Genomic DNA, 26,196 nt, shown 5'->3' with positions numbered 1-26,196 from the left:
GACGACCGCTCTCACGGCGACCCTCCCGCCGGGGCCGGCCGGCCTCCGCTGGCGCCGCGGTGCCGGTCCCGGGCGATGCCGGCGACCTGGAAGGCGTAGAGCAGGCCGGCCCACCAGTACATCGCGGTGCCCCAGATCGCGAACGCCCAGCCGAGCGGGCGGGCCACGGTCGACAGCCAGCCGTGGCCGTCCGCGAGCAGCAGCAGCGGGAACGCGTACAGCAGGTTGAAGGTGGCGGCCTTGCCCAGGTAGTGGACCGGCAGCGCGGTGCCGAGGCCCAGCCGGCGCATCGGGACGAGCAGCAGGGTGAGGAAGACGTCGCGGCCGATGATGATCGCGGTGAGCCACCAGGGGATGTTGCCCCGGACGGTCAGCGCGACGATCGTGGCGAGGATGTAGAGCCGGTCGGCCAGCGGGTCGAGCAGCGCGCCGAGCCGGCTGGTCTGGTTCAGCGCGCGGGCGAGCCGGCCGTCCAGGTAGTCGCTGACGCCGGCGAACATGAGGATGCCCAGCGCCACCCAGTCGGCCCGCGGGCCGAGCGCCACCCACAGGAAGACCGGCACCCCGACCAGCCGCAGCGTGGACAGCAGGTTCGGGATCGTGAGGATCCGGTCGGACGCCACCGGCTGTCCGCCCGGGGACCGGCCGCCCGGCGGCGCGGACGCGCCACCGGGCCCGTCGCCTGACGGGACGGGGGCGCTCGTCATGCCCATCTCCTCACTCGTCAGTGCTCTGTCCCCGAAACAGCTGTGTCCCCGAAACACTACGGGCAGAAGGAGACGCGAAAATGTCCTGCCCGCGTCGGTGCGCGGGCGCATCGGCACGGGCGGGCAAGGACGGCGCGTCTCTCGCCTCGGCATGACGCTAGCCGATGACCACTGGGGTGAATGCCGCCAGGCCGCCGCGGACCACGCAGCCGGGTTTCAAACTGGCCCTGTGGAGCCGTTTGTCGCCACCTGGGGCAGGGTGCGCGCGACAATGCGGTCGGAGCCGGTCGAGACTCGCGGCCAGGAGCGGTCCTGCGCGGAGGACGACGGGCCTGGCCGCCTGGCGCGGGCCCGGGCGGGCGATGCCCGCCTGGTTACATGATCCGCCCGACGTGGTAGGTCGAGCTGTAGATCGGGCGCAGCGACACGACGCCGCCGGTCTCCGGGGCGGCCCACATGTAGCCGTTCCCCGCGTAGATGCCGACGTGGTAGATGCTGCCGGGGGTGCCGAAGAAGATCAGGTCGCCGGGCTGCTTGGCCGACTGGGCGACGTGCACCGAGGCCTCGTACTGGGCCTCGGCGGTGCGCGGCAGGCTGCGGCCGAGCTGGCGGAAGACGTACTGGACCAGGCCGGAGCAGTCGAACGAGTACGGGCCGGTGGCGCCGTAGACGTACGGCTTGCCCTTCTGCAGGGAGGCCAGGTAGACGGCCTTCTCCCCGATCGTGCTGCCCGGGATGACGCTGGGGATCGCGTTGTTCAGGTAGCTGCTCGCGGCCCGGCCGGACGAGATCGTGATCGTCGTGGCGCCGGCGACCGAGGGGCGCAGCGTGCTGCCGCCGTCGAACACCGCCGTGATCGTGGTGGTGGACAGCAGCCGGGCGGAGATGCTCGCGGTGCCGTTGCCGTCGGTGGTCAGCGCGGCGGTGGTCTGCCACTTCGGCCCGTCGACCACGACGATCTGGACCTGCTCGTTCGCCAGCGGCGCGCCGCTCATCGCCTCGGTGGCCTTGACCGTGAGGACGACCGGCGAGTTCGGCGCGACCGTGGTCTTGTCCGCGGACAGCGTCAGGTTGGTGAAGGCCGGGTCAGAGTTGGCGAGAGCGCCGGCGAGGCCGCTGGAGCCGTGGCTGGTCGGGATGACGGTGTCGCCACCACCCAGCGCGGCCGCCAGCGCGTTCGACGCGAAGGGCGTGCTCTGGCTCTGGGAACTCGGGTCGATCGTGGTCGGCTGCTCGGGAGCCGACGGGACCGTCGCGGCGAAGGCGGCGGTGGAGACGGCGAGCGTTCCGGTCGTGAAGGCGGCGATGGTGCCTGCCCGACGAGATCCTGGACCGGACCGCCGACGGGCCTCCTCAGGAGCGCCCCCCGTGCGATGCCGGCCGCGGACCAGCTCGTCCCAGTCATCCGGGAGCCAGGCCATGCCACGACGGGACAACGCTCGTCCTTCCCTGACGCCTGCGAGGTCAGCTGTCGGGTTCGGGCTGGGTTCACGTAGCCCGGTCGCCTCGGGACGGCGACTTCACCCCAAGGGCTCGGCCGGTCAACCGGCCTTGCCCGGCGGAACCATGGGTCCCCCGCTCCTGCCCCGGCATGTCGGAGGGAGCGTCAGACCGGGGGCAGGACTCGGCGTTTCAGCCCGACGCATTGGTGCCTTAGGTGAAGAATGTTGCATTGACGACCTTAGTGGATGTCCACGGGGGTACTCCAACCACCGTAAACACAACAGTCGGACACTTTCCGGGGGTTACCTGCAGGTGTCTGACTAGTTCCCCTGACGTTCCCCGCAGCGCTGTAGCCGGTCCCGGGCCGCACCGCCAGCGGGCGCCCGGAAGCCGCCGACACCGTCCGCTTGGCTTCCCGTTGTGTTCCAGAAGAGTTGACTCACAGCGCCCTAGGACGATGGGCACAAGGTTGTGAGGACTTTAGTCCCGATCATTTTTAGGGCCCAAAGTCCCAACAACGAAACCGGCGGCAAGCTACTCGGCCGTAGATGCTCCGGACCCGGATTGCGACGCCCGTCACATGCCCCGAACGGCGCGCGGTTCGCGCGGTTATTGGCTCGGCGTCACCGTGAGCCGCGGCGTCGGAGGCGCGCCGGACACGACGGCCGCGGCAGGCGGCGCCGCGCGCGGGGTGGAGGGCGACGGCGTGGCGGGCGACAGGGCGACCGGTGGCACGGCGACCGGCGGTGCCGCTGGCGACCCGGCCGCCGGGGCGCCCGTGCGCACGGCGGCGGTCGCGGCCGCCGGCCGGGGGGCGGCCACGGCGGCGGACGGTGCCGCGGCGGCGGGCGCCGGCGCCACCGAGGCCGGCACGCTGATGGCGTGGCCGTAGACCACCAGGTTGTCGACGTAGTGGTGGGTGTGCTCGTCGAAGGCGCCGTCGCAGGTGATGACCCGGATCTCGGGCCGGGTGACCGGTCCGTAGACCTCCTGCGTCGGGAACGTCGCCTTCGAGACCTCCTGCAGGCGGTCCACGACGAAGGTGACGCTCGCCCCGGACGCGCCGACCACGACCAACTGGTCGCCGGGCAGCACCGAGCCGAGCCGGTAGAAGACCGCCGGCCCCGTCTTCGAGTCGTAGTGGCCGACGAGGACCGCCGGGCCGACCGCCCCCGGGGCGACGCCCGGCTTGTACCAGCCGACATCGCCCCACTGGGTCGGCACGTCGATCGCGCCCTGCGGGTCCAGGCCCAGGCCGATGACCGGTGCGTCCAGCGCGATCGCCGGGATCCTCAGCCGGACCGGGTCGGTCACCACCGGCGGCGGGGGCAGCGCGCTGGGGGTGGCCGACGGCGGACCGGACGGGCTCGTCGGCACGGGTGCCGGCGGCGGCAGAGCCCGGCCGGATGGCGCCTCGGCAGACCGGATCATCGGCGCCGCGAGCTGGAATCCACTGGCCACCACGAGCGCCACACCGACCAGCGCCAGCGGCCACGACAGGCGCGACAGGCCACCCAGTCGCCCGCCCAGCCGGCCACCGATCCACCCGCCCAGCCGGCCACCAATCCACCCACCCAGCCGGCCACCAATCCACCCACCCAGCCGCCCGCGCCCACCGGCTCCCGCCACGTGTCGGCCCTCGGTCCCGGCCTTCCGGCTGGCGCGCCACGCCGCGGCCGTCCCGCGCAAGCCGGCGGCGGCGGTCGCGAGGCCTGACAGGCCGGCCCTCGCGGCCACGGCGAGCGATCGCCTGGCGGCCGCGGGCCGGACCGGCGCGGGTCCGCGGGCGGCGGGCCTGGCCCGCGGCGGCTGCCGCCGGGCCCGGTCCGTTCCCGCCGGCCCGCGACGCTCACCGCGCGCCGGATCGCGTCGCCTCGGTTCCAGGCCCACGAAAACCGCTCCCTCCCCCTGCCCCCGACGCCCGGATGCTACGGCCGCCGACGCCGTTTCCCGGCCTGTCGCCGCCGTATCCGGGCGCGGTTTGGACGGGCCGGGAAAAACGGTCACCGAGCCCACGGGCGGCGTACCGGGCCAACTCCGTGGTCCTGGTTTCCGGAAATACGGAGAAGGAGTCCGGAAAACGGCCGCCGCCGAAGCACAGAGAACGGGCGGACATCCCGCCGGCACGGGCATTTGCCACCAGCAGCGGCTGACCGGGGCGTGTGCCCGCCCGCGCCGTCACCGCAGGTCCGAGGCCGTCGCGGGCTGCGCTGGATTCCGCCGTCGAGTGGCTATGTTGTCGCTCGCAGCAATCACGCAGTCACTAACTCTGGGAGAGGGGACCTGATGAAGGGACTGGGACGGAGTGCCGCCCTGGTGGGACTGTCCGGCGTCGCCGGCATGGTTCTCACGTTCGGCGTCGGCGTCGGCGCCGCGCACGCTGACACGGCGTCCGGCGACAAGTCGGGCAACGGAATTCTCGACGACAAGAACGGCAAGGACGACGGCGGCCTGTTCCCGAACGGGATCCTGAACGACAAGAACAACTGCAACAAGGACGGCAAGGACGGGAAGGACGGCAAGGACGGCGGCCTCTTCCCGAACGGGATCCTGAACGACAAGAACAAGGACAACTGCGTCGTCGGCGGCGTGGGCGTCGGTGTCGTCGGTGTGGGTGTCGGCGGCGGTGGCGCCGGCGGTGGCGTCGCGGCGGGTGGCGGCGGCATGTCCGACCCCAGCACCGCCCTCCCGCTGGCCGGTGCCGGCCTCGGTGCGGTCCTGCTGACCGTCGGTGTCGCCAGCCGTCGTCGTCAGCAAGGCGCCAACTGACCCGTGGGCCTGACCGGTCGGACCCCGCATCGAGGTCCGGCCACCGGCGCCGAGGCGGCTCACCCGCCCCGGGCCGGTCTGGCCTGGCGCCTCCCCGCAGATCCGCGCGGCGGATCTGCGGGGACCCCGGGCCCAGCCCCACGGCTGTCGGTCAGCCGCGGGCCCCATCCGGGCCCGCGGCGGCCGGCGGCAGTGGGTGCCGCGACTCCGCTCGTGGCGCCCACTGCCGCCGTACCCCAGTCATCACCACACCCCCCAGATCAGGTAAGGTGACATCGTCGCCGGGGCCTACAGGGCAAGCCCACAGCGTTCCTGTAGAGCCAGGGGACGGCGATCCCGCCGGGTGACCAGCGGGCTGGCCCGGGTGGTCGAAGGACCTCGCCGGCCGGAGCAACGCAGGGCGGTCCCGATCACAGGGGCTCGTTCCGGGACGTGGCGCAGCTTGGTAGCGCACCAGACTGGGGGTCTGGGGGTCGCAGGTTCAAATCCTGTCGTCCCGACGGGCAGCAAGAGGCCGCTGATCAAGGCATTAGCCTGGTCAGCGGCCTTTCACGTTCGTGACCGCCGTCGAGCGGCCAGCCAGCGCCCGCGTCGGCGGCTTGGACAAGTGGCCTCCGGCCGGGGCGCGGTCCGGCAGGATCCCCTCATGGCCGGTGACCGCGCGCCCGATGACTGGGTGTATGTCGTGACCGACATCGAGACGGACGGTCCCTGGCCCGGTCCCAACTCGATGCGGTCGTTCGCTTCGGTGGCCGTGTCGGTCGACGGCACGCGGCACGGCCAGTTCGAGGCCGTGCTGGAGCAGCTTCCGGGCGCCGCGCCGAACCCGCACACGCTCGCCTGGTTCCAGGCGCAGCCGGAAGCGTGGGCGGCGGCGACGACCGGCCAGCGGCCCGTCCCCGCCGTGATGGCCGAGTACGTCGCCTGGGTCCAGGCGCTGCCGGCCCGGCGGATGTTCGCCGCGTCCCCGCTGGCGTTCGACGGCTGCTGGCTCGACTACTACCTGCGCCGCTTCACCAGGTACGGCCTGATCCACGGGCCCTATGAGACTGACTGGCTGTTCACCGGCCCCGGCCTGTGCCTGCGCAGCTACGCCGCCGCCGTCACCGGGCTCCCCGTCGCGTCGGTGGGCGGCGCGACCCTCCCGTCGAGCTGGTACGGCGACGTACCGCACACCCACCGCGCCCTCGACGACGCGCTCGGCTACGCCAACCTCCTGGTCGCCCTCACCAATCAGCCCCGTCCCGCCGGCCCCTGACGCCAGGCGCCGCCCGACGGCGGCCGCGACCGCCCTGGCGATCAACGGCTGTTCGTCGCCTTGATCGCCGTCTTCGCCCTCGGGTGGTCGCGAAACAGGCCTGGTTACGACCGTCGGAGGGCCGAAACGGCGATCACGGGAACGCCGGACGCTGACGCCGGGCGGTGCCAGGGCGGGTGTCGGACCGGCGGCGCCCGGCGCCCGGCGGCGATCGCTAGTGGCGGCCTCTGCGGTCCTCGCGCTCGCGGACGCGGATGGAGATCTCCAGCGGGGTGCCGACGAAGCCGAAGTCCTCCCGCAGGCGGCGCTCCAGGAAGCGGCGGTAGCCGGGCTCCAGGAAGGCGGTGGCGAAGACGACGAAACGGGGCGGGCGCACGCCCGCCTGGGTGGCGAACAGGACCTTGGGAATCTTGCCGCCGCGCGGGGGCGGCGGGGTCGCGGCGACGACCTCGCCGAGCCACTGGTTGAGCCGGCCGGTCGGAATCCGGGTGCCCCAGCTGTCCAGCGAGGTGTGCAGCGCGGGGGCGAGCCGGTCGGTGGCCCGGCCGGTCAGCGCGGAGACGTTCACCCGCGGCGCCCAGGCCACCCGGGCGAGGTCGCGGGAGATCTCCTTCTCCAGGGTGAGCCGGCGGTCCTCGTCGAGCAGGTCCCACTTGTTGAACGCCAGCACCAGGGCCCGGCCCGCGTCGACGACCATCTGGACGACCCGCTGGTCCTGCTCGGTCAGGGTCTCCCCCGCGTCGAGCAGCACGATCGCGACCTCGGCCGCCTCGATCGCGGCGGCGGTGCGCAGCGACGAGTAGTACTCGGCGCCGCTGGACTGGCCGACCCGGCGGCGCAGGCCGGCCGTGTCGATGAACAGCCACTGCTCGCCGCCGACGGTGACCAGCTCGTCGACCGGGTCGCGGGTGGTCCCGGCGACGTCGTGGACGAGTGCCCGCTCCTCGCCGGCGAGCCGGTTGAGCATCGACGACTTGCCGACGTTCGGCCGGCCGACCAGGGCGACCCGGCGTGGGCCGTCCTCCTCGTCGAAACGCTCCGGCGGGGCCTCCGGCAGCGCGGCGAGCACCGCGTCGAGCAGGTCACCGCTGCCCCGGCCGTGCAGCGCCGACACCGGGTAGGGCTCACCGAGCCCGAGGCCCCACAGCGCCGCCGTGTCGGACTCCAGGCGCTGGTCGTCGACCTTGTTCGCGGCCAGCACGACGGGCCGCCCGGACCGGTGCAGCACCCGGGCGACGGCCTCGTCGGCGTCGGTCGCGCCGACGGTGGCGTCGACGACGAAGAGCACCGCGTCGGCGGTCGCCAGGGCCCGCTGGGCCTGCGCGGAGACCCGGCCGGCGAGGCCCCTGGCGTCCGGCTCCCAGCCGCCCGTGTCGACCAGCGTGAACCGGCGTCCTGACCAGTTCGCGTCGTAGGCGACCCGGTCGCGGGTCACCCCGGGGACGTCCTCCACGACCGCGGCGCGGCGGCCGAGGATGCGGTTGACCAGCGTCGACTTGCCGACGTTGGGCCGGCCGACGACGGCGAGCACGGGCTGGCCTCCGGCCACGGTGCCCGTCGTCGGGTCCGGGCTGTCCTGGCTGGCACCGCTGTCCTTGCTGGCTCTGTCGTCGTCTCGTGGGCTCACCGTGGTGCCGACTTCCTGGTAGGTCTCGCGTGGGTGGTTCTGGTGCTTCCGAGGGTATCCGGGCGCGCGCGCCAGACCGGCCCCCGCCAGGCGGCGGACCCCGGTGGGGACAGGCGATTCCTACGGGGTGGTCACCGAACCCGCCGCTGCCGGGACCGAACGTAGGACTCGGCGTCGGGCTTAGACGGTCTCGCTGGCGCGGGCGGTCGCCAGGTGGTCGGCCAGGTGCACCCGGATGTCCTCGGCGACGGCAGCCAGCGCCTTGCGCGAGCGGGGGTTGGCCGGGATCTCGACGGCGAACGGCGCGCCGAACACGACCCGGACCTGGACCGACCGCTTCGGCCAGCGGGCGCCCTTCGGCAACGCGTCGCCCGTGTCCAGGCACGCGACCGGCAGCACCCGGCAGCGACCGTGGACCGCCAGATAGGCGATGCCGTGCTGGACGGCCGCCATCTCCCCGCTGCCCCGGGTGCCCTCGGGGAACACGCCGATCGCCTTGCCCCGGCCGAGCTCGTCCAGCGCGGTGTGCAGGGCGACCCGGTCCGCCTTGCCGCGGTCGATCGGGATCTGCCCGACGAGGCGCAGCAGCCAGCCGAGGACGCCCTTGTACATCTCGACCTTGGTCAGGCAGCGGACCGTGCGCGGCGCCTCGATGACGACCAGCGGGCCGTCCAGCCAGCTCGAGTGGTTCCCGGCGAAGATCAGCGGCTCGTCGCGTGGGATGTTCTCGACGCCCTCCAGCCGGATCCGCATCACCAGCCGGTTGAGCAGCACCCGCACCGGCGGCTTGAGCGTCCGGTGCAGGATGTCGTTGTACGGCTTCGACTCCGCGCCGCGGTGCAGCGGCTGCTTCGCGGTGGTCTCCGCCGGCAGCGACGCGGGAGCCGGCTCGACGGCAGCGGGTGCCGGCTCGACGGGGGCGGGCGCCGGCTCGACCGGAGCGGATGCCGCCTCGACGGGCGCGGGCGCCGGGTCGACGACAGCCGACGTCGGCTCGGGGTCGGGGCCGGTCATGGGGCCGAACCTGGGATGGCCGCCGCGAAACCGGCCGCGGCGATGTGCCGCAGGACCTCGTCGACGACCTCGTCGACCGTCATGCCGCTGGAGTCGACCACGATCGCGTCGGGGGCCGCCTGGAGCGGGTCGACCTTGCGGGTGCTGTCCAGCTCGTCGCGGCGGCCGAGCTCGGCCAGGGTCCTCGCGACGTCGTCGACGCCCTTCTCCCCCAGCTCCCGGGAGCGGCGCAGCGCGCGCACCTCGGTCGAAGCGGTCAGGAAGACCTTGACCGGGGCGTCCGGGGCGACGACGGAGCCGATGTCGCGGCCCTCGACGACGATCCCGCCGGCGGTGTCGACGGCCTCGGTGATGATCTGCTGCTGCTGGCTGACGAGCCGGCTGCGGACCACGGCCACGGCGCTGACGGCGCTGACCGCGTTGGTGACCGCGCGGGTCCGGATCTCCGCGTCGACCCGGACCTGGTTGACCGCGATCGTCGGGGCGTCCGGGTCGGTGCCGGAGGTCAGCACGGCCCGCTCGGCGAGCTCGGCGACCGCCGCCGCGTCCTCGATGTCGATGCGCTGCTCGAGGGCGAGCTGGGTGACCGCGCGGTACATCGCGCCGGTGTCGAGGTAGCGCAGGCCGAGCCGGCGGGCGATCGCCTTGGCCGCGGTGGACTTCCCGGAGCCACCAGGCCCGTCGACCGCGACCACCAGACCGGGGCCGCCCCGGCCGCCGCCCGACTTCTCGCCGGAACCGTGGTCGTGCTCCACCCGCGTCCTCCGTCCGGACAGCATCAGACGCTGCCACTCGTCTCGAACCGATAGTGACGTCCGGCCGTCCCTCGGGAACCGGCGGGACGGCCGGGATCAGGCTACTCGGCCCACCTCGTCACCGACCGCCGGCTCGGCCCTCCGCGCGTCCCGGCCCCGCCGGCCGGGCCTGGTGCCTAGGAGCGGCGATAGGCGCACCAGCCGGCGGCGTTCAGGCGGTCGACCAGGTCGGCGGCGACGTCCGGGGCGACGGCGAGCTCGATCACGCCGGCGGGCGCCTGGAGGCTGTGCTCGAAGGGCCCGATGTCCTCCAGGTTGACCCGCCAGTCGCCCATCGTCGTCAGCAGCGCGGCGAGCTGCCCCGGCCGGTCGTCGAGGACGACGCCGACCCAGCCCCAGGGCCGGGCCGCGGCCGGGCCGGGCTTGCTCGGCAGCAGGGTCCGGCCGGCGCGGCCGCGGTCCATGAGGTCCGTGACGACCTTGCCGACCGAGGCCTCCGACGCGTGGTCGAGGGCGTCGGCGAGCGCGCCCAGCTCGGCCGCGACCCGGCGGGCCTGCGCGGCGACCGGCCCGCGGTTGCCCTCCAGGATCGAGGACCACAGCGCCGGGTCGGAGTCCGCGAGCCGGGTCGAGTCCCGGAAGCCCTGCCCGGCCAGCGCCAGCTCACCGGGCCGCAGGTGCGGGGTGGCGGCCGCCAGCAGGCTGGAGACGACCTGCGGCAGATGGGACAGCGCGGCCATCGCCTCGTCGTGCCGGTCGGGGGTGGTGCGCACCGGCAACGCCCCGCAGGCGAGGGCGAGCGCCTCGGTCGCCGCGACGGCGGCCGAGGTGGTGTGGACGGTCGGGCACAGCACCCAGGTCCGCTCCGCGAACAGGTCGGCCTGCGCCGAGGCCGCGCCGCCGCGTTCCCGGCCGGCGATCGGGTGCGCGGGGCACCAGGTGGTCAGGTCGCAGCCGGCGACGACGGCCTCGGCGATCGGGCGGCTCTTCACGCTGGCGACGTCGCTGGCCGAGTCGGTGATCCCCGCCTGCTGGAGCGCGCGCAGCTCGGCGGCGACCGCGTGCGGCGGCACCGCTACGACGGCGTGCTCGACCCGCTCGCCCTGCCACAGCGAGCCGGCGCCCAGCGCCTCGGCGAGCTTGACCTGCTCGGGGTCGGTGTCGCGCAGCAGCACCTCGACACCGGCGCGGCGCAGCGCCAGGCCGATGCTCGTGCCGATCAGACCGGATCCGACGATGCCGACCCGGCGGGGCAGGTCCGGCGACGGCACGGGCACAGGTGTCACGTCCGCCCACGTTACGGCCCGTGGCCGGATTTGGCGGAGGCGACCTTCCCCACGCCGGCCGCGCGGACGGCTGCCCGCCAGCGAGACCGGCACCCGGTCAGCCGCCCGCTCCCGAGCTCAGGCCGCCCGGCGGCCGAGCCGGCGGCTCAGAGGCCGACCATCGAGTGCAGCGCGCCGACCTCGTGCAGGGTGAGGTGGCGGGCCCGGCCGGAACGCAGCGTGCCCAGGTGCACGGCGCCGAACTCGGTGCGCAGCAGGCGCACCACCGGGTGGCCGACCTCCTCCATCATCCGGCGCACGATCCGGTTGCGGCCCTCGTGCAGGACGATCTCCAGCAGGATCTGCGAGCCGACCTGGTCGATGATGCGGGCGCTGTCGACGCGGACCGGGCCGTCGGAGAGCTCGACCCTGGTGTGCAGCCTGCGCATCGTCTCCTTGCGCAGCGGGCCGTTGATCTGGACCTGGTAGGTCTTGGGCACCTGGTAGGACGGGTGGGTCAGCCGGTGGGCCAGGTCGCCGTTGTTCGTCACCAGCAGCAGGCCCTCGCTGTCGACGTCGAGCCGGCCGACGTGGAACAGGCCGGCGCTCGCGCCGAACTCGGTGAGCAGGTCGCTGATCGTCGGCCGGTCCTCCGGGTCGGACATGGTCGACACGACCCCGCGCGGCTTGTTCAGCGCCAGGTGCACCAGCCCGGTCCGGGTGACGACGCGCTCGCCGTCGACCTCGATGACGGCGGTCTCCGGGTCGACCCGGCGGCCCTGCTCGCGCACGACCTTCCCGTCGACCCGCACGCGGCCGGCGTCGATCAGCTCCTCGTTGTGCCGGCGCGACCCGACCCCGGCCGACGCCAGCACCTTCTGGAGCCGGATGCCCTCCTGGCTCGCCGTCTCGCCGCGCCCGCCACCGTCACGCCCGCCACCGTCACGCCCGCGAGCGTCACGCCCGCCGACGCCGCGCCCGCCAACGTCATGCCCGGCTGGCCCACGCTCTGCCGTCCCGCTCACCTGCGCACCACTTCCGCCACGTCCGCCACCCCGCCGCGGCCTCGTCGCCGCGTTCCGGGGATGTTCATGTCCAGCGTACGGACCGCGCGCCCGAGCCCGTCGCGCGCGCCGGCCGAGCCGCCTGGACGGCGCCGCGTGTCAGGGGGCGATGAGGTCCTCGATGTCGTCGAACCCGGGCAGCAGCGGGGCGAGCGGGGGAAGCTCGTCCAGGCCGCGCAGACCGAGCCGCTCCAGGAAGTAGTCGGTGGTGCGGTAGAGGATGGCGCCCGTCTCCGGGTCGGTGGTGGCCTCCTCGACCAGGCCTCGGGCGGTGAGCGTGCGGATCACGCCATCCGCCGAGACCCCCCGGACCGCGGAGATCCGGCCGCGGCTGACCGGCTGCTGGTACGCGACGACGGCCAGGGTCTCCAGCGCCGCCTGGGACAGCTTCGACATCTGCCCGGCGAGCACGAACCGCTCGACCCAGGGAGCGCACTCCTCCGCGGTGTAGAACCGCCAGCCACCGCCGACGTGGCGCAGGTCGAAGCCACGGCCGTCGGCCCGGTACTGCGCAGCGAGCTCGGCGAGCACCCGCTCGACGTCGAGCGCGTGCGCGGCCAGCCCGGTGGCCAGCTCCGCCACGCCGACCGGCTTCTCCGCGACCATCAGCACGGCCTCGACAAGCGCCACCAGCGGCGGACGGTTCTCCGGCTCCGGCAGGGGCTCGGCCTCCGCCTCCGGCTCGGCGTCGTGGGCATCCCCCACGACGGCCTCGGGCTCGGGCTCAACGCGCTCCGCGATGGCCTCCGGGCCATCGGGCTCAACGGTCTGCGAGGCCTCGGCTGGCTCCGGCGGCTCGGGGGCGAGGCGCGGGGCGGGGATGTCCTGGGGGTGCTCTCCGGCGGGGTCCTCGGTCAACGCCCGGCCTCCTCGTCCGCGTCCGCGTCATCGTCAGAACTCAGGTCGTCGTCGAAGTCGCTGCGGGCGGGCAGGTCGGCGACGGGGGTGAGGCCGCCGCCGATGTCGGTGCCCTCCGGCTGCTCCTCGCTCCAGCGCACGATCAGCTCGCCGAGCGGGGTGTCCTGTTCGAAGGAGATCCGGCCCTCGCGGAACAGCTCCAGCAGCGCCAGGAACCGGGCGACGACCTCGATGGTCTCCCGGCAGCCGACGCACAGCGATCGGAACGATGCCGCGCCCAGCTCCCGCAGCCGCTGGATCAGCACGAGCATGTGCTCCCGGACGCTGACCCGCGGGGCGTGCACGTGGTCGACCGCGACGACCGGGGGCAGCACCGGCTCGCGCAGCCGGGCCGCCATCGCGGCGAGCTCGGAGGGCCCGACGGTGATCTGCACCTCGGGCAGCGCGGCGGCGTAGCGCGGCTCCAGCGCGACGCCGCGCGGGGTGAACCGGGACTCCAACGTCATCAGCGTCTGGAAGATCGCCGCGGCTTCCTTGTACGCCTTGTACTGCAGCAGCCGGGCGAACAGCAGGTCGCGGGCCTCCAGCAGCGCGAGGTCCTCGTCCTCGCCGTCGCCGCCGGAGGTGGGCAGCAGGCGGGCGGCCTTCAGGTCGAGCAGGGTCGCGGCGATCACGAGGAACTCGGTCGCCTGCCCGAGGTCGAACCGCTCGCCGAGCCGGCGCAGGTGCGCCACGAACTCGTCGGTCACCTTGGCCAGCGCCACCTCGGTGACGTCCATCTTGTGCTTGGCGATCAGGGACAGCAGCAGGTCGAACGGGCCGGAGAAGTTGTCCAGCTCGACGAGGAACGCCTCCGACCGGCCGCTGCGCGCGGTCAGCGGCAGGGCGTCGGCGGGCAGCGCGCCGGCGCCGCCGGACGCCGGCCCGGCCGAGATGGCGGCCTCGTCAACCGGTCGCTCGCCGCTGTCGGGGGTGTCCGGAGGCCCGGCCTCGGACTCGGCCGGTTCAGGGCCCGGCGTGGTCGGGGAATCGGTCACGGCATCGTCCGTGCCGGTCTCGGCGTCGGCGCCGCCAGGCACGGCGCGCAGCGCGGCCGTCCTGGACGAGGCGGTGCGCGACAGGGCCATGGCGACACGCTACAGCCGATCACTTCCGCGGCAGCCAGGTCACGCCGGTGGCCGCGATCAGTCCGCGGACCGGGCCGCCCGGTCCCCGGGGTCACGGGCCAGGACCGGATGATCCGGGAGACGGCTGGCCGCCGCCGTGAGGATCCTCGCCCGGCCGTCGGGGAGAATTCCGTCGCGCACGAGGGCCGCGACCTCGACCCAGAACTCCTCGGCGGTGTTCACCCGCCAGGACGGCTGCCGCTCGGCGCGCAGACCGGCGTCGGAGAGCAGCTGGCCGGCCGCTGTCTGATCCGCGAACGCCGACGTGAGCGCGGCGACCTCCTCCTCCGTCAGCGGTCCCTCGGCCGCGACTCGCGGACGCGCGGCGGCGGTCGCCGCTGGCCACGGGCCGCTGCGAGCGGCGTGGTCGGCGGGGACCCAGGCAGCCGTCGCCTGCTGGTGTGGGCCCTGCTGGTGCGGGGCCTGCTGGTGCGGGGCCTGCTGGTGCGGGGCCGCCGCGCAGGCCTCCCAGCGCGCGACGAGCGCGGCCAGCGCGGTCGCCGTCTCCTCGTCGACGCCCAGGTCACGGGCCGCGTCGGGCAGGTGCGCCAGCCCGGCCGCCGACCGCCCGTAGAGGTCGACCAGGGCGAGCAGCCACTGGCGGCCGATCGGCAGGTCGGGCACGTCGATGCTGGTCCCCGACCAGCCGGCGAGCCGCCCGAGGAACAGATAGCGGCTCTGCGGGCCATGCAGCACCAGGCAGCCCACGAGAAGATCCACGATCTGACGCTCGACCGGCGCGCGGCACCGCCGTACCGCCAGCTCCGATGGACCGACCGGCATCACGTCCTCCCGTCCCCGCCGCGGCTCGTCACGGTCACCCTGGCCTACAGCTGCTCGGGGTCGATGTCGAAGTCCGACCGCATCCACGCCGTCGCGTTCTTCACGGCCTGATGCTGGGCACCGAGGACGCGGGTGAGGCGCTCGACTGTCGCCCCGTTCAGGCGGACACCCTCCTCGGCGCGATCGAGAGCCCGCAGATCCTGGGCCAGGTTGATGGTGATCAGCAGCGTCTCGGGGTGGTCGCCGCCCAGTGTTCGGCGGCATCGGACGATCGTGTCCTGGTCACGTTCCAGCGCCCGTTCGAACTCCCCGGCCGCGAACAGGTCACTGGCCAGGTTGGCGGCCGCGGCCAGCGTGTAGGGGTGGTCAGGGCCAAGCCGATCGGCAAGCACGTCGAGCGACACGGTGTCCAGCTCGACGGCGCGCGCGACGTCCCCGCAGTGCCGGACGGCGAGCGCCAGGCTGACCGCGGCGGCGCGGGTGTGGGGATGCGGCGGGCCGAAGGCCCGCTCGCAGCGTCCCAGCGCCTCCTCGGCCAGTTCCCGCGCCTCCGAGAGGTTCCCGGTGTTGCGCAGGTCGGCGGACAGCGCCGCCGACAGCGCCAGCGACGCGGCGATCGTCCGGGGGTGGTCCCGCCCGTAGCGCCGGTCAAGCTGCGTCCGGACGTCCCTGGCCACGCGGAGCGCCTCGGCGTGCAGGCCCGCCTTGCGCAGGGCCACGGCGAGCTGGTTCTGTGCCGTCAGGACGTCGATGTGGTCCCGCCGGCCGCCGACCGCCTCGACGAGCCGCTCGACGATCCGTTCCTGGCGGCGCGGGGCGCCCACGTAGTCGCCCGTCTCCCGCTGGCCGATCGTCAGGCCCAGCACCGTACGCAGGGTGTCGAGGTTGTTCTCGCCCAGCACCGCGGCGCGCAGGCTCCACGTCTCCTGGTCGGCGCGCCGGGCCTCGTCGTACCGGCCGACCAGCCGAAGGGCGGCGCCGACGTCATGCGCCGCGACGAGCGTGGCCGGATCCCGCGGGCCAAGGGCCTCGGTGGCGCGGCGCGATCGCTCGTCGGCGAGCTCCAGACAGCCGTGGAAGTCGCCGGCGGCGACGAGGTCCGCGACCCGGTTGCCCATCGCGAGCAGCGTCTCGGGGTGGGCGTCGCCGTGGACCCGCGCGCACAGCTCCAGCGCGCGGGAGTTGATCCGCGCGGCCTCGTCGTAGTGGCCGTTCGCGTGATGAAGCCGGCCAAGCCAGCCTGCGAGACGCACCATCTCGGGCGCCTCCTCGCCGATGGTCTGTTCCCAGGTCTCGTGGACCTGCGTCGCGAGCTCCAGGCTGCGCTCGTGGTCACCCCACCGGAAGAGGTAGATGACCTCGTTCACGAGCGTCTCGCGCACGCGCGGGTCCCCGCTGTCCGCCGCGTCGGTGGCGAGAAGGTGTGGGTACAGCTCCGCGTAGAGAGGCCAGGCGGCGGGGTCGTCCGGCGTGCCCGGGTCGCCGACCGCCAGCAGTGCCCGTGCGGCGCCACGCACAAGGTCACGCTCGCCCGGCGGCATGCGATTGACGACGACCGGTTGGACGAGAGTCTGCATCAGTATCGTGTCATCGCCGGGGCCGACGCGCGTCAGACCGTACCGGTTGAGATCCCCTACCGCCCTGGCCATTTCGACTGGTCTCAGTGGCACCGCGTCGAATTCTGGCATGCTCAACGCGGCGAGGCCGTCGAAGAGGAACTTCCTGCGAATCGGCAACGGCGCCAGAAAGGCGACCAGCTGCGCAATCCGGCAGGCGGACGGCGAACTCTGCTCGATCCGGTCGAGCGCGAGGCTCCATGCCACATCTATCGAAATATCGTAAGCAGGCAGGCTCCCAGCCAGGTTGACGTTCCTATCCTCGAACAGACGTAGGTACTCACCCACCGGCATACCAGTCTCACGGCACCAGATGCTCGCCTGATCCACCGCCAGCGGTAGGTCCCCAAGGGCCGCCGCAAGCCGGTCGGCATCCGCCACCGGTAGATCAATTCCCTCGTCGAGCCGGTCGTCGAGCCGGAGCATCTCAATACTCTCTGACCGGGTGAAAGGGCCGACCTCGACGCAACGGGCAAGGCGCAGCCAAGCCGTGTTCCGCGCGACGATCAATATGTCGCCCGCAGTGCCGGTCGGAAAATAGTTTCGAACCATTTCTATCTCGTTAGCATTGTCGAACACCAGCAGCCATCTCGAGTACGGCTGCCCTGCGCGCAGAGCATCGACGACCCTCCGCACCGCCGAGTCAGCCTCGGTGCCGACGTCCATGTTCAATTCTCGACCAAGATCCATGAGCGAGGCCGCAATCAATGTGGAATGCTCAGCCGATATCCACCAGACAATGTCGTAGTCGGACGAGAACCGGTACGTATACTCGGTGGCGACCTGAGTCTTGCCTACCCCGACCATGCCGGTGATCGCCGCCGGGACATCTGGCGCCGCGCTTCGTTGCCGCAGGTTCACCCGCACCTCCTCCAGCAGCTCTTCCCTGCCGGTGAACCGTGGGTTCCGCGGCGGGACACGTCCCCAGACCGCGGGCACGCGTCCGATCGGGGCTGGCGTCGGCTGGGCGAGCGCGGCCTGGAGGCGGCGGGCGCGGGGCAGGTAGGGGCCGGACAGGGCGGCGAAGGCGACCGCCTCGACAGCGACGAAGTCCTCCGTCTCGGGGGTGACCGCCGGGATGGGGACGCCGTCCGGGTCCAGCAGGGCGGCGGCGAGGTGGCGGACGGCCGTGACCTTCGGGCCCAGGTCGGCGCTCACGGTCCGCAGCACGCGAGCCGTCTCGGCGCGGCTGCAGTAGGGCAGCAGGCGCTCCCGCAGGCCCGGGGCGAACTCGTAGGCGATGTCCGTCTCGTCCGCCGACGAGCCGGCGACCGGGTACAGCAGCCCGTGCGCGAACAGCTCGCTCAGGGCCGCGGTGGTGCGCCCCGGCGGCCCCTCCACCATGCGGAGCAGCGGCCGCAGCGTCGAGCGGGTGATCGGGGCCGCCGCCAGGTGGGTCGCCAGGTCGAACGCCACGGGGCTCGCGGCGGAGCGGAAGGCGTCGACCTGGCGGCGGGGCAGCGCCGGGCCCCGGGCCGGGTCGCCGCCGTCGCCCGTGGGCGGGCCCGGCTCGGGCGGCGCCGGCGAGACCAGGACGGTGGGCAGCTCTCCCCCGCCCGCGCCGTCCTGGGTCAGCCGCGCGGCCCAGCGGGCGAGCGACGTCGGATGCGGCTCCAGGAGCGGTACCGCGATGGCCTGGCCGTCGGTCACGGGTCGCAGGCCCTGGTTCTCCTCCAGGCCGGTGTAGCGCAGCGTCGACCGTGGCACGGCGCCGAGCAGCGCGACCGGGAGGCGCCGCGCCCAGGTCCACACCGCGCGCCCCGCCAGCCCCCGGCGCCAGGCCGTGCCCATCCCGTCGGTGAGCACCCAGATGACCCGCCGGCCCGGCGGTTCGAGCAGCCGGGATGGCGAGAACCCGTTCGGCGCCCGCCTGCTGCCGCGCAGGCGCAGGTCGCGGGCATCGTCGACGTCGGTGTCCAGGAAGCACAGCCGCACGTCCTCGAAGACGCCAAGCCGTTCCAGCATGGCGACCAGGCGAGGTACCAGGCTCTGCCACACGGACATGGTCCAGTTGTCGTCGACGACGAGGGTCAGTGACCACCGCCGCTCGGGCACCGGCCGGTAGACCGGGCGCCAGTGCCCGTCGGCGAGGTGACGCGCGGTCGCCTCGTCATCCAGGACGACGTCCCGGGACGAGGGCACCCACTGGCGCGCCACGTTCAGCGCCTGGTGGACCTCGCGCCACTGGGTCACCAGCGATTCCAGCGTCGGGGGCGCCGGCTCGCTCCAGCCGCCGCGCCGCCGGCGCGCGCTGGCCCAGCCGGCGGAGCGTGGGCGCGTCGAGGTGCCTCGGTCACGCGTGGAGCTCTCCGAAGACTGGTCGCCGGCCCGCTCGTCCACGGCCGGCGCGGACCCGGCGGGCGACCCCGGCGAGCCGTCGCGCGGACTGGCCCGGTCGGCCTCCCGCCCAGGCCGGCCGGTAAGGCGGGAGCTGGCCGGATCCGGGCCGGACCGCTCGGTCTCGTCGTCCCCGCGCGCGGCCCGCGGCGCGGGAGGCGGCAGGTCTGCGGCGACCGCGGCGAGCCACAGTGCGTCCGCGAGGTCGCGCGGGTCGACCGGCTGCCCGCGTGCGGGGACCCCGGCGGGAGTCATCCCAGGTTCGCCGTCGGATCCAGCCGGCGCCAGATCGTGGCCAGCAGGTCGGCCTGGTCCTGACCGCCGCCGTCCAGGGCCCCCGAGGTCAGCAGATGGGCGGCGTTGAGAAGCTGGTCGGCGGCGAGCATCCCCTGTTGGCGTCGGGCGACGAACTGCTCCACGATGCGCCGATGCTGGCCGTCCCCCTCGGGGAAGTGCGCGGCGACCAGGTCCACGAGCGCGTCCGTGTCCGGTTCGGGGACGTCGAGGCGCACGCACCGGCGCAGGAACGCCGCCGGGAACTCCCGCTCGCCGTTGCTGGTCACCACGATGATCGGGAACTCGTGCACCCGGACGATGCCGTCGCGGATGGGTGCCATGTCGCCCCGGTCGGCCGTGTAGACCATCGTCTCGGGCTCGTGGTTGCGGACGCGGACGAGTTCGGGCAGGTCGAACTCGCCGTCCTCCAGGATGGTCAGCAGGTCGTTCGGGAGGTCGTAGTCGCTCTTGTCGAGCTCGTCGACCAGCAGCACGCGCGGATGGGCTCTCGGCAGCAGCGCCGTCCCGAGCGGGCCCAGGTGGACGAAGTCACCGATCGGCGGCACGGACCGGTCCGCGGCGGCGCCGGCACCCGACTCCACGACGGCCTGGGCCCGGCCGATCGCGTCGTACTCGTAGAGGCCGGAGCGCATGGTGGTGCGGCTCGTGATCGGCCAGCGCAGCACCCGGCCGAGCCCGAGCTCCCGGGCGATCAGGTAGGCGAGGGTGGACTTCCCCGAGCCGGGGCCACCGGTGACCAGCAGTGGCCGGCGCAGATGGAGCGCCGCGTTGATGACGCTGAGGTGCTCGGTGGTCAGCTGCTTGGTCGCGCCGGAGCCGAGGCGGCGCTGGGCCTCCTGCCCGTCGCTGGGCGGCGGCGGCAGGTCGGGCCCGCCGTCGAAGGTCCGCCACGGTGGCGGCGGGGGCCAGCGCCGGTCCCGCTCGTCCGGCGGCATCGGTCGCCCGGTCCCCCGGAAGATCCACCAGGACGGTCGCCGCGGCTCGTCGGGTGGCGTGGGCCGTTCGGTCATCGCGCGCGTCTCCGTTCCACCGGGGCGGCTATCCACGGCCCCTGCTCCGGCTGCCGCTCCGGGTCGTCCCAGATCACGGCAAGGTTGCGGCCGAGGTCCGGCCAGTCCGCCGGCGCCAGGTGCGCCTGCACACGCAGTCGGCGCAGCCGGTCGCGCAGGTCGGTCAGGCCGACCCCGTCGGCGGCCGTCAGGAAGGCCCGCAGCGCGTCGGCCACCTCGTCGCGGGTCTGCTCGGCGCGGTGCCAGGCGACCACCGGCAGACCGCAGCTCAGCGCGAGCCGGAGCTCCAGCGCGGCCGGGCCGCCCTGCGGCGGGCCGCTCAGCACCAGCGCCACCAGGCTCTCCTCGGTGAGGATCTTCGCCTGGAGCTGGTCGAGGTCGGGCGCGTCGAGGACGGGGTCGCAGTGGACGGTGTCGGCGAGGCCGTCGGTCAGCTGCCGCCAGCGCAGCCGCCACACCCGGTGCCAGGGCCGGGTCCGCTGCCGTTCCAGGCTGCGCAGCACGACCGGGTACTGGAGGCCGATCGAGCGCGGCAGCGCCGAGTCGATCTCCTTGCGCCACTGGTCGACCGGCAGGTGCAGCAGCTCCAGCGGGAGGATGAACTCCAGCTCGACGGTGTTCTCCCCGTCGGCGAGCAGGTCCTCCAGGTCCAGGACCAGGTCCTCGGTCACCCGCTCCAGCTCACGCTCGTCACGGGGCACGAGGCGGGTGCCGCACGGCTCGAACCCCTCGATGCCGGGCCACTGGCGCCACCAGGTCAGCTCGAGCCGGTCGTCGTCGAGCCGGTTGCGCTCCAGCTGGACGATCAGGCGGACCGCGCCGGCCGGGAGGGTGCGCCGCCCGCGGGCCGCGTCCAGCTCGCCGGCCAGCCCGTCGGCGTCCGCGCGCCGCCGGATCCAGCGCTCGACCTGCCGTGCGGTGTCGGGGCGCAGCCGGTCTCCCAGGGCGTCCACGAAGGGCAGATAGGGCGGCAGCCCGCCGACGGCGGAGTTCATCCGGGTCAGGTGCAGCAGCACCGCCCAGGCCGAGTCGCAGTGCGGCGGCGGGCTGACGGGCAGGTCACCGGCCGCCTGCCGATACGCGTGGCCGGCCTCGCCCGCGGGAAGGCGGGCGAGCTCGTCGCCCAGGCGCCCCAGCAGCTCGTCGGGCAGGTCGGCCAGGACGGCGCAGGCCTCCCACCCGTCGACCAGCCGGCACAGCGCGTCGAAGGCCGCCTCGGGTACGCCCAGGTCACGCGCGGCCCAGGGCAGCTGGGCCAGGCCCTCGGCGGACTTCCCGCACGTCGTGACCAGCCCGAGGAACCACTGCCGGTCGGTCGTGAAGCCGGGCAGCGTGAACTGGACGGCGGACAGCTGGGAGAGCCGGTCGAGCAGCAGGTGGCGGCTCTGCTCCGAGCGCAGCACGAGACAGCCGCTCAGCAGGTCCACGACGGCTCGCTCGAGGGGTGCCCTGCGGCGTTCGACGACCGCGTCTGGTCCGGTCAACGCACCGTCCAGCGCGCGAGTCGCGTCGGCCCGGCCTGGGCCGGGTGGCTGTTGGGCGTCCAGGACCGCGACGCGTCCCTCATGCGCCGGCCGCCCGGCGTCGCCCGTCTGCCGTGCACACGCTCACCCGTCCCGGCCCCGTCCCGGAATGCCGCCGGGAGGTATGGCCGGTGGCACAACCCACGATAGCGTGACGACCCGGCCACGGATGTTGAAGGACGGGCTGGCGGCAGCCCTCCGCCGACGCGGCACGCGCGGGCCGGATTCGCCGGCTCAGGAAGGACGCCTCGACGGGGCCGACGGCCCGCCAGGACCGGGACCGCGGCCCTACAGGCTGATGCCGACGATGTCGCCCAGTCCGCGTAGCAAGGGCGGGACGAGCTGGCCGACGACGTTCGGGAGGCTCGGCAGCAGGACCGGGATCAGCAGGATCACCAGCAACAGGATGACGCCGAGGTGGGACTCGGTGAGCTTGTAGTTGGCGTTCTTCCAGCCCTGCGAGGTCGGGGCCAGGAGGAAGAGGATCCGGCCGCCGTCGGTCGGCGGGATCGGGATCAGGCTGAGGATGAACATCGACGCGAAGGTGATCGCCATCCAGAGGAGCAGGTGCGCGCCGAACCCGCCGACGCGGCCCACCTCGATCACCCGGTCGCCGTCGGCGATGTGGCCCGGGTCGGTGACCGCCGCCAGTGCCCCGATCGACCCGAACGCGAGCAGCAGGTAGGCGAGCGGGCCGGTCAGCAGCGCCGCGCAGATGTGGAACCGCCGCTTGCGCCAGACCTCGTTCATCCGGATCGGCTCGGTCCAGCCGTTGCCGACCAGCACCATCGACACCGCGCTGAACGGGCTGACCCGGGTGGGCAACGGCCGGGCCGTCAGCCGCCCCGAGCGGCGCGCAGACGGGTCACCGAGCAGCTTCGCCGCGTAGATCTGGGCGGTGTCATGCGCGTACACCCCGATGAGCAGGGCGACGACGATCCCGAGCAGCGCCGAAGGCTCGGCCAGGTGAAACAGCACGACAACTCGTCCGTCTTCTGTAGGGCAGCGGACCGGTCTCGACCCGCCAGTCCGTCTCCGTCACCCGTCTAACGCCCCGGGTCGCGCTGATTCTCCCACGCGGGCCGCACCGCCCGGCCGTCACCGCCTCCGATGGCACCGCGCCGGCCATGATCGGCGCCTTGGCCCTGGCGCGGTCGTGGAGACAGCCTCGGCGCGACCACCCGAGGGCCAGAACCGCGATCACGATCACGCGAGAGCACGCCGGGGGTGCCGGCGGCGGGAGCTGGGGACGGGGCTAGCCGACCAGGGGGGGCCGGGCGTGGCGGGTCATCAGCTCGCGGGCGAGGCGGCGGTAACCGGCGGCGCCGACCGAGGTGGGGGCGTAGGTCGTGATGGGCTCGCCGGCGACCGTGGTCTCCGGGAAGCGGACCGTCCGGTTGATGACGGTGTGGAAGACCTCTTCCGGGAAGCGCTCGACCACCCGGGCGAGCACCTCTCGGGCGTGCAGCGTGCGCGCGTCGTACATGGTCGCGAGGATGCCGGCCAAGTCGAGCCGGGAGTTGAGCCGCTCGCGGACCTTGTCGATCGTCTGCAGCAGCAGGGCCACCCCGCGCAGCGCGAAGTACTCGCACTCCAGCGGGATGATCACCGCGTGGGCCGCCGTCAGCGCGTTCACGGTGAGCAGGCCGAGCGACGGCTGGCAGTCGACGAGGATCACGTCGTACTCGTCGTGGACGGGCGTCAGCGCGCGGGCCAGGCTGTGCTCCCGGCCGACCTCGCTGACCAGCAGCACCTCACCGGCCGACAGGTCGATGTTGCTCGGCAGCAGGTCGAGGCCCTCGACCTGGGTCTCGATGATGACGTCGTTGACGTGGGTGTCCCCGCCGCCGAGCAGCAGGTCGTGCACCGTCAGCTCGAACTGGTTCGGGTTGATGCCGAGGCCGACCGACAGCGCGCCCTGCGGGTCGAAGTCGACGAGCAGCACCCGGCGGCCGTACTCGGCGAGCGCGGCACCCAGGTTGATGGTGCTGGTCGTCTTGCCGACGCCGCCCTTCTGGTTGCACATGGCGAGAATCCAGGCGGGGCCGTGCGACGAGAGCTGGTCGGGCACCGGGAACAACGGCATCGGCCGCCCGGTCGGCCCGACCTGGCCCACCTTCTCATCGTCCTGCGCCATCTCCAGCCGGCCCTCAGCGGGGATCCGCGGCTTGTCGATGTTGACCTCGCCGTAGGGCACCCGTGAGGTACCGCCCACCGACGGCGCGTCGGAGAAACCAGCCACGACTGAACCTGCCATTCGTCTTTCCGGGTGACACGGCCTGCGTAGGCACAGACCGCGGGGGCAGCAGCAGACCCGGGGCGCGTCTGGAGCGTACCGACAAGGTGGGCCGTAAGCGGCGATGGGTGGGGCCGTCACGGCGTGTCGCGGTAGCCCGAAGGGCGCCGGAGGCGCCCTTCGGGCTACCGCGTGGTCGGGCGCCGGGGCGCCCTCCCCAACCTGGAACCGAAGCTGACGCCGAAATTCGAGGCGTGCGCCTATCCAGGGTCGGTAGCCGCGTCTCGTTCCGCTCGCAGCGCGCCGGAGGCGCCCTTTGGGCTGCCAACGTCGAAACCGGGACAGCGCCAATCTGGGTAGGGAGCGGGGTCGGGATTCGCTCAATGCGCTGTTCGGGGTGGCCCTGGGGGTGGGTGGCAGGGCGGTCGCCAAAATTGGGGTGGGTGCGGTGGGTCACCAGGCGAGCGCGGTGGGGGGTGCAGGTGCGATCATGCGTGTCCAAAGCGCCTGGGGGGTGACTCTCGCCGTCGCCCTGACCACGCGCCGGCGGCCGCGTGGCCGCGCCGGCCGAGGCCGAGAGGATCGCCTGTGAGCAGTCCGGTCATTCCGCGGGTGGAGCGCGTGCTCACCCGCGGGGACTTCAGCCTGGACGGGCAGACCGTCAAGGTCGACAACAACGTGTGGCTGCTGGGCGACGACGCCGAGGTGCTGGTCATCGACGCGGCGCACGACCCGGCGGTGATCGTCGCCGCGGTCGACGGCCGGCGGGTCAACGGCATCGTCGCGACCCACGGGCACAACGACCACATCAACGCCGCCGTCGAGCTCGCGGACCTCGTCGACGCGCCGATCGCGCTGCACCGGGCCGACCATCAGCTCTGGGAGTCGGTCTACCCGGCCCGGCGGCCGGACCGGGCCCTCGTCGACGGCGCGCCGATCCCGGTACCCGGCGGGACGCTGCATGTGCTCCACACTCCGGGGCACTCCCCCGGCGGCGTGTGCCTGTTCGGGCTGTTCGCCACCGGGCCGACGCTGTTCAGCGGCGACACCCTGATGCGCGGCGGGCCGGGTGGCACCGGCTGGTCGTACTCGGACTTCCCGACGATCCTGACGTCGATCCGCGAGCGGCTGTTCACCCTGCCCGCCGACACGATCGTGCACCCCGGCCACGGCGACGACACCTGGATCGGCGCCGAGGCCCGCGACTACGACGCCTGGGTGGCCCGCGGCCACTGAACCGGCCGGTCAGTGAACCCGCCGGTCAGTGAACCCGCCGGTCAGCGAACCCGCCGGTCCGTGAGCCAGCGGTGACTGAGCCCCGCGCGGCGCCGGTCGCGGATGCCGCGGGCGGCTCAGGGGTTGACGGTGTAGTCGCCGATGTGGGTGATCAGGCTCGGGTCGCGGCCGATCGCGTCGATCTCGGCGGCGCGCCCGTTCTCGGTGAAGTGCTCCAGGCCGACCTGGACGAACAGCGCCCGGGCCCGCACGGCGACCGGCCCGTCCGGCGCGTCCAGATGCCCCTGCCCGCTGGCGTACAGCTTGCGGCCGGCGACCGCGTCGGCCCGGGAGGTCAGGTACAGCCGGGTGCCGACGGGCACCGGCCGGCGGAAGTCGGTCTCCAGCCGGGCGGTGACGCAGCTCATCCGGGTCAGGTGGCCGAGCATCCCGAGGATCTCGTCGAGCGCGGACGCCAGCAGCCCGCCGTGCGCGAGACCGGGCGCGCCCTGGTGGTCCTCGGTGACGTCGAACGTCGCGGTGAGGTCGCAGCCCTCGCCGACGACGATCCGCATGTGCAGGCCGTGCGGCTGGCCCGGCCCGCAGCCGAAACAGTTCGCGTAGTGCGTCGGGAGCACGAAGCCGGGCGCCGGCGCGTCCGGGTGGCGGGTCGGCGCGACCGCGTCAGGCGGGATCTCGGTGCGATAGGCCGTCACCCGCCGGACGATATCCAAGCGACCGGCGCCGCGAGACGCAGCGCGGCCAACGTCTCACCCGGCGCGTCCGGCCGGGCCGGCGCCTGCCGGGGCCGAGCCAGGCCGGCCGGGCCGTCAGCCCTCGAGCCGACGCTTGGCGGACCTCAGCCTGCGCCGCAACGGGATCTGGGCGATGACGCCGATCAGGAGCCCGACGACGAGGCCGGCGCCGGACGCGATCGTCAGCGCCGCGGCGACCGACATGTACTTGCGGCTCCCGAACAGCCAGATCGGGACGGTCTGGCCGTTCTTCGCGACGAACAGCACCACGAGGATCGCCACGATCAGGATCAGGACGGTGGCCGCGTAGACCACCCAGCTGACCCCGCCCTGGCCGCGGCGCTGCTTGCCGGGCGGCTGGCTGCGCGGCGGCTGGCCGGGCGGGCCGGCCTGCGTCGGCCCGCTCGGCGCGGTCGGCGCCGGGATCTGCCCCGGCGTGGGGTTGACGTATCCGTAGCTACCGGCGGGCTGCCCTGGCGCGGTCATACCTGACCCACT

Annotated in this window: 21 protein-coding genes, 1 tRNA gene and 1 riboswitch; of the genes, 4 read left to right on the top strand and 18 right to left on the bottom strand. The window is 73.7% G+C overall.

The features are described from left to right. Window positions 1-11: 11 nt before the first annotated feature. The 3 genes from clsA to FRAEUI1C_RS14620 all read right to left on the bottom strand — a co-directional run bounded on the left by clsA (window position 12) and on the right by FRAEUI1C_RS14620 (window position 3,623). Complete coding sequence (gene clsA, locus FRAEUI1C_RS14630; RefSeq protein ID WP_013424082.1) at window positions 12-707, bottom strand: cardiolipin synthase ClsA; 696 nt, start codon at window positions 705-707, stop codon at window positions 12-14. 374 nt (window positions 708-1,081) lie between these two features. After that, window positions 1,082-2,128, bottom strand: a complete 1,047-nt coding sequence (locus FRAEUI1C_RS14625; protein ID WP_013424081.1) for a C40 family peptidase — start codon at window positions 2,126-2,128, stop codon at window positions 1,082-1,084. 18 nt (window positions 2,129-2,146) lie between these two features. Further along, window positions 2,147-2,323, bottom strand: a riboswitch (cyclic di-AMP (ydaO/yuaA leader). A 436-nt stretch (window positions 2,324-2,759) separates the two neighbouring features. Next, window positions 2,760-3,623 (bottom strand): class F sortase, encoded by an 864-nt coding sequence (locus FRAEUI1C_RS14620; RefSeq protein ID WP_232425429.1) that lies wholly within the window; start codon window positions 3,621-3,623, stop codon window positions 2,760-2,762. 813 nt (window positions 3,624-4,436) lie between these two features. Between FRAEUI1C_RS14620 and FRAEUI1C_RS14610 the strand changes: the two genes are divergently transcribed. From FRAEUI1C_RS14610 to FRAEUI1C_RS14600, 3 genes are all read left to right on the top strand, one after another. Then, window positions 4,437-4,919: a hypothetical protein gene (locus tag FRAEUI1C_RS14610; protein ID WP_013424079.1), complete on the top strand. Its 483-nt coding sequence runs from the start codon at window positions 4,437-4,439 to the stop codon at window positions 4,917-4,919. Between the two features lie 426 nt (window positions 4,920-5,345). After that, window positions 5,346-5,419: transfer RNA gene (locus tag FRAEUI1C_RS14605), tRNA-Pro, on the top strand. 146 nt (window positions 5,420-5,565) lie between these two features. Next, window positions 5,566-6,177: a 3'-5' exonuclease family protein gene (locus FRAEUI1C_RS14600; RefSeq protein ID WP_013424078.1), complete on the top strand. Its 612-nt coding sequence runs from the start codon at window positions 5,566-5,568 to the stop codon at window positions 6,175-6,177. Window positions 6,178-6,391: 214 nt separating this feature from the next. Here the strand turns inward: FRAEUI1C_RS14600 and der are convergent, their stop codons facing one another. The 13 genes from der to FRAEUI1C_RS14535 form a co-directional block, all read right to left on the bottom strand. Then, window positions 6,392-7,804 (bottom strand): ribosome biogenesis GTPase Der, encoded by a 1,413-nt coding sequence (gene der / locus FRAEUI1C_RS14595; RefSeq protein ID WP_071587947.1) that lies wholly within the window; start codon window positions 7,802-7,804, stop codon window positions 6,392-6,394. Window positions 7,805-7,984: 180 nt separating this feature from the next. Then, a complete protein-coding gene (locus tag FRAEUI1C_RS14590) occupies window positions 7,985-8,818 on the bottom strand; it encodes a lysophospholipid acyltransferase family protein (RefSeq protein ID WP_013424076.1) in 834 nt (277 codons plus the stop codon). Next, window positions 8,815-9,573 carry a (d)CMP kinase gene (gene cmk / locus FRAEUI1C_RS14585; RefSeq protein WP_013424075.1) on the bottom strand — a complete coding sequence of 253 codons (759 nt, stop codon included), beginning with the start codon at window positions 9,571-9,573 and terminating at the stop codon, window positions 8,815-8,817. Before cmk ends, FRAEUI1C_RS14590 begins: the two co-directional genes overlap by 4 nt. Before the next feature lie 176 nt (window positions 9,574-9,749). Further along, window positions 9,750-10,850, bottom strand: coding sequence for a prephenate dehydrogenase (locus FRAEUI1C_RS14580; RefSeq protein WP_013424074.1), 1,101 nt, complete (start codon window positions 10,848-10,850; stop codon window positions 9,750-9,752). Window positions 10,851-11,005: 155 nt separating this feature from the next. Beyond that, on the bottom strand, window positions 11,006-11,728 hold the full coding sequence (locus FRAEUI1C_RS14575) for a pseudouridine synthase (protein ID WP_049807180.1): 723 nt from the start codon (window positions 11,726-11,728) through the stop codon (window positions 11,006-11,008). 273 nt (window positions 11,729-12,001) lie between these two features. Then, complete coding sequence (gene scpB / locus FRAEUI1C_RS14570) at window positions 12,002-12,760, bottom strand: SMC-Scp complex subunit ScpB (protein ID WP_013424072.1); 759 nt, start codon at window positions 12,758-12,760, stop codon at window positions 12,002-12,004. Then, complete coding sequence (locus FRAEUI1C_RS14565; protein ID WP_013424071.1) at window positions 12,757-13,887, bottom strand: segregation and condensation protein A; 1,131 nt, start codon at window positions 13,885-13,887, stop codon at window positions 12,757-12,759. Before FRAEUI1C_RS14565 ends, scpB begins: the two co-directional genes overlap by 4 nt. Window positions 13,888-13,944: 57 nt before the next feature. Further along, on the bottom strand, window positions 13,945-14,646 hold the full coding sequence (locus FRAEUI1C_RS14560) for an effector-associated domain EAD1-containing protein (protein ID WP_157734940.1): 702 nt from the start codon (window positions 14,644-14,646) through the stop codon (window positions 13,945-13,947). Between the two features lie 107 nt (window positions 14,647-14,753). After that, complete coding sequence (fxsT, locus tag FRAEUI1C_RS14555) at window positions 14,754-18,917, bottom strand: FxSxx-COOH system tetratricopeptide repeat protein (RefSeq protein ID WP_013424069.1); 4,164 nt, start codon at window positions 18,915-18,917, stop codon at window positions 14,754-14,756. Beyond that, complete coding sequence (locus FRAEUI1C_RS14550; RefSeq protein WP_013424068.1) at window positions 18,914-19,969, bottom strand: AAA family ATPase; 1,056 nt, start codon at window positions 19,967-19,969, stop codon at window positions 18,914-18,916. The genes fxsT and FRAEUI1C_RS14550 overlap by 4 nt, the downstream gene beginning before the upstream one ends. Beyond that, window positions 19,966-21,453 carry a VMAP-C domain-containing protein gene (locus tag FRAEUI1C_RS14545; protein ID WP_157734939.1) on the bottom strand — a complete coding sequence of 496 codons (1,488 nt, stop codon included), beginning with the start codon at window positions 21,451-21,453 and terminating at the stop codon, window positions 19,966-19,968. The genes FRAEUI1C_RS14550 and FRAEUI1C_RS14545 overlap by 4 nt, the downstream gene beginning before the upstream one ends. Window positions 21,454-21,780: 327 nt before the next feature. Then, window positions 21,781-22,470, bottom strand: a complete 690-nt coding sequence (locus tag FRAEUI1C_RS14540; RefSeq protein WP_013424066.1) for a zinc metalloprotease — start codon at window positions 22,468-22,470, stop codon at window positions 21,781-21,783. Between the two features lie 277 nt (window positions 22,471-22,747). After that, window positions 22,748-23,749: a ParA family protein gene (locus tag FRAEUI1C_RS14535; RefSeq protein WP_013424065.1), complete on the bottom strand. Its 1,002-nt coding sequence runs from the start codon at window positions 23,747-23,749 to the stop codon at window positions 22,748-22,750. Window positions 23,750-24,316: 567 nt separating this feature from the next. Between FRAEUI1C_RS14535 and FRAEUI1C_RS14530 the strand changes: the two genes are divergently transcribed. Then, entirely contained in the window at window positions 24,317-24,964 is a 648-nt protein-coding gene (locus FRAEUI1C_RS14530) for an MBL fold metallo-hydrolase (RefSeq protein WP_013424064.1), read from the top strand. A 116-nt stretch (window positions 24,965-25,080) separates the two neighbouring features. Here FRAEUI1C_RS14530 and FRAEUI1C_RS14525 read toward each other — a convergent pair whose 3' ends face one another. Together FRAEUI1C_RS14525 and FRAEUI1C_RS14520 are read right to left on the bottom strand one after the other, a co-directional pair. Continuing rightward, window positions 25,081-25,659 carry a PaaI family thioesterase gene (locus FRAEUI1C_RS14525; RefSeq protein ID WP_013424063.1) on the bottom strand — a complete coding sequence of 193 codons (579 nt, stop codon included), beginning with the start codon at window positions 25,657-25,659 and terminating at the stop codon, window positions 25,081-25,083. 114 nt (window positions 25,660-25,773) lie between these two features. After that, a complete protein-coding gene (locus FRAEUI1C_RS14520) occupies window positions 25,774-26,184 on the bottom strand; it encodes a lipopolysaccharide assembly protein LapA domain-containing protein (RefSeq protein WP_013424062.1) in 411 nt (136 codons plus the stop codon). Window positions 26,185-26,196 lie beyond the last annotated feature (12 nt).

Origin of the sequence: Pseudofrankia inefficax, assembly GCF_000166135.1 — a bacterium.
GTDB classification, from domain to species: Bacteria; Actinomycetota; Actinomycetes; order Frankiales; family Frankiaceae; genus Pseudofrankia; species Pseudofrankia inefficax.
The sequence above is the reverse complement of the archived record's forward strand: the minus strand, read 5'-3'. Positions and strand labels throughout refer to the sequence as shown.

Coding starts and splice junctions, on each gene's coding strand:
- clsA (WP_013424082.1), bottom strand. CDS start 707: ATGACGAGCGCCCCCGTCCCGTCAGGCGACGGGCCCGGTGGCGCGTCC.
- FRAEUI1C_RS14625 (WP_013424081.1), bottom strand. CDS start 2,128: ATGGCCTGGCTCCCGGATGACTGGGACGAGCTGGTCCGCGGCCGGCAT.
- FRAEUI1C_RS14610 (WP_013424079.1), top strand. CDS start 4,437: ATGAAGGGACTGGGACGGAGTGCCGCCCTGGTGGGACTGTCCGGCGTC.
- FRAEUI1C_RS14600 (WP_013424078.1), top strand. CDS start 5,566: ATGGCCGGTGACCGCGCGCCCGATGACTGGGTGTATGTCGTGACCGAC.
- FRAEUI1C_RS14590 (WP_013424076.1), bottom strand. CDS start 8,818: ATGACCGGCCCCGACCCCGAGCCGACGTCGGCTGTCGTCGACCCGGCG.
- FRAEUI1C_RS14565 (WP_013424071.1), bottom strand. CDS start 13,887: ATGGCCCTGTCGCGCACCGCCTCGTCCAGGACGGCCGCGCTGCGCGCC.
- fxsT (WP_013424069.1), bottom strand. CDS start 18,917: ATGACTCCCGCCGGGGTCCCCGCACGCGGGCAGCCGGTCGACCCGCGC.
- FRAEUI1C_RS14550 (WP_013424068.1), bottom strand. CDS start 19,969: ATGACCGAACGGCCCACGCCACCCGACGAGCCGCGGCGACCGTCCTGG.
- FRAEUI1C_RS14535 (WP_013424065.1), bottom strand. CDS start 23,749: ATGGCAGGTTCAGTCGTGGCTGGTTTCTCCGACGCGCCGTCGGTGGGC.
- FRAEUI1C_RS14520 (WP_013424062.1), bottom strand. CDS start 26,184: ATGACCGCGCCAGGGCAGCCCGCCGGTAGCTACGGATACGTCAACCCC.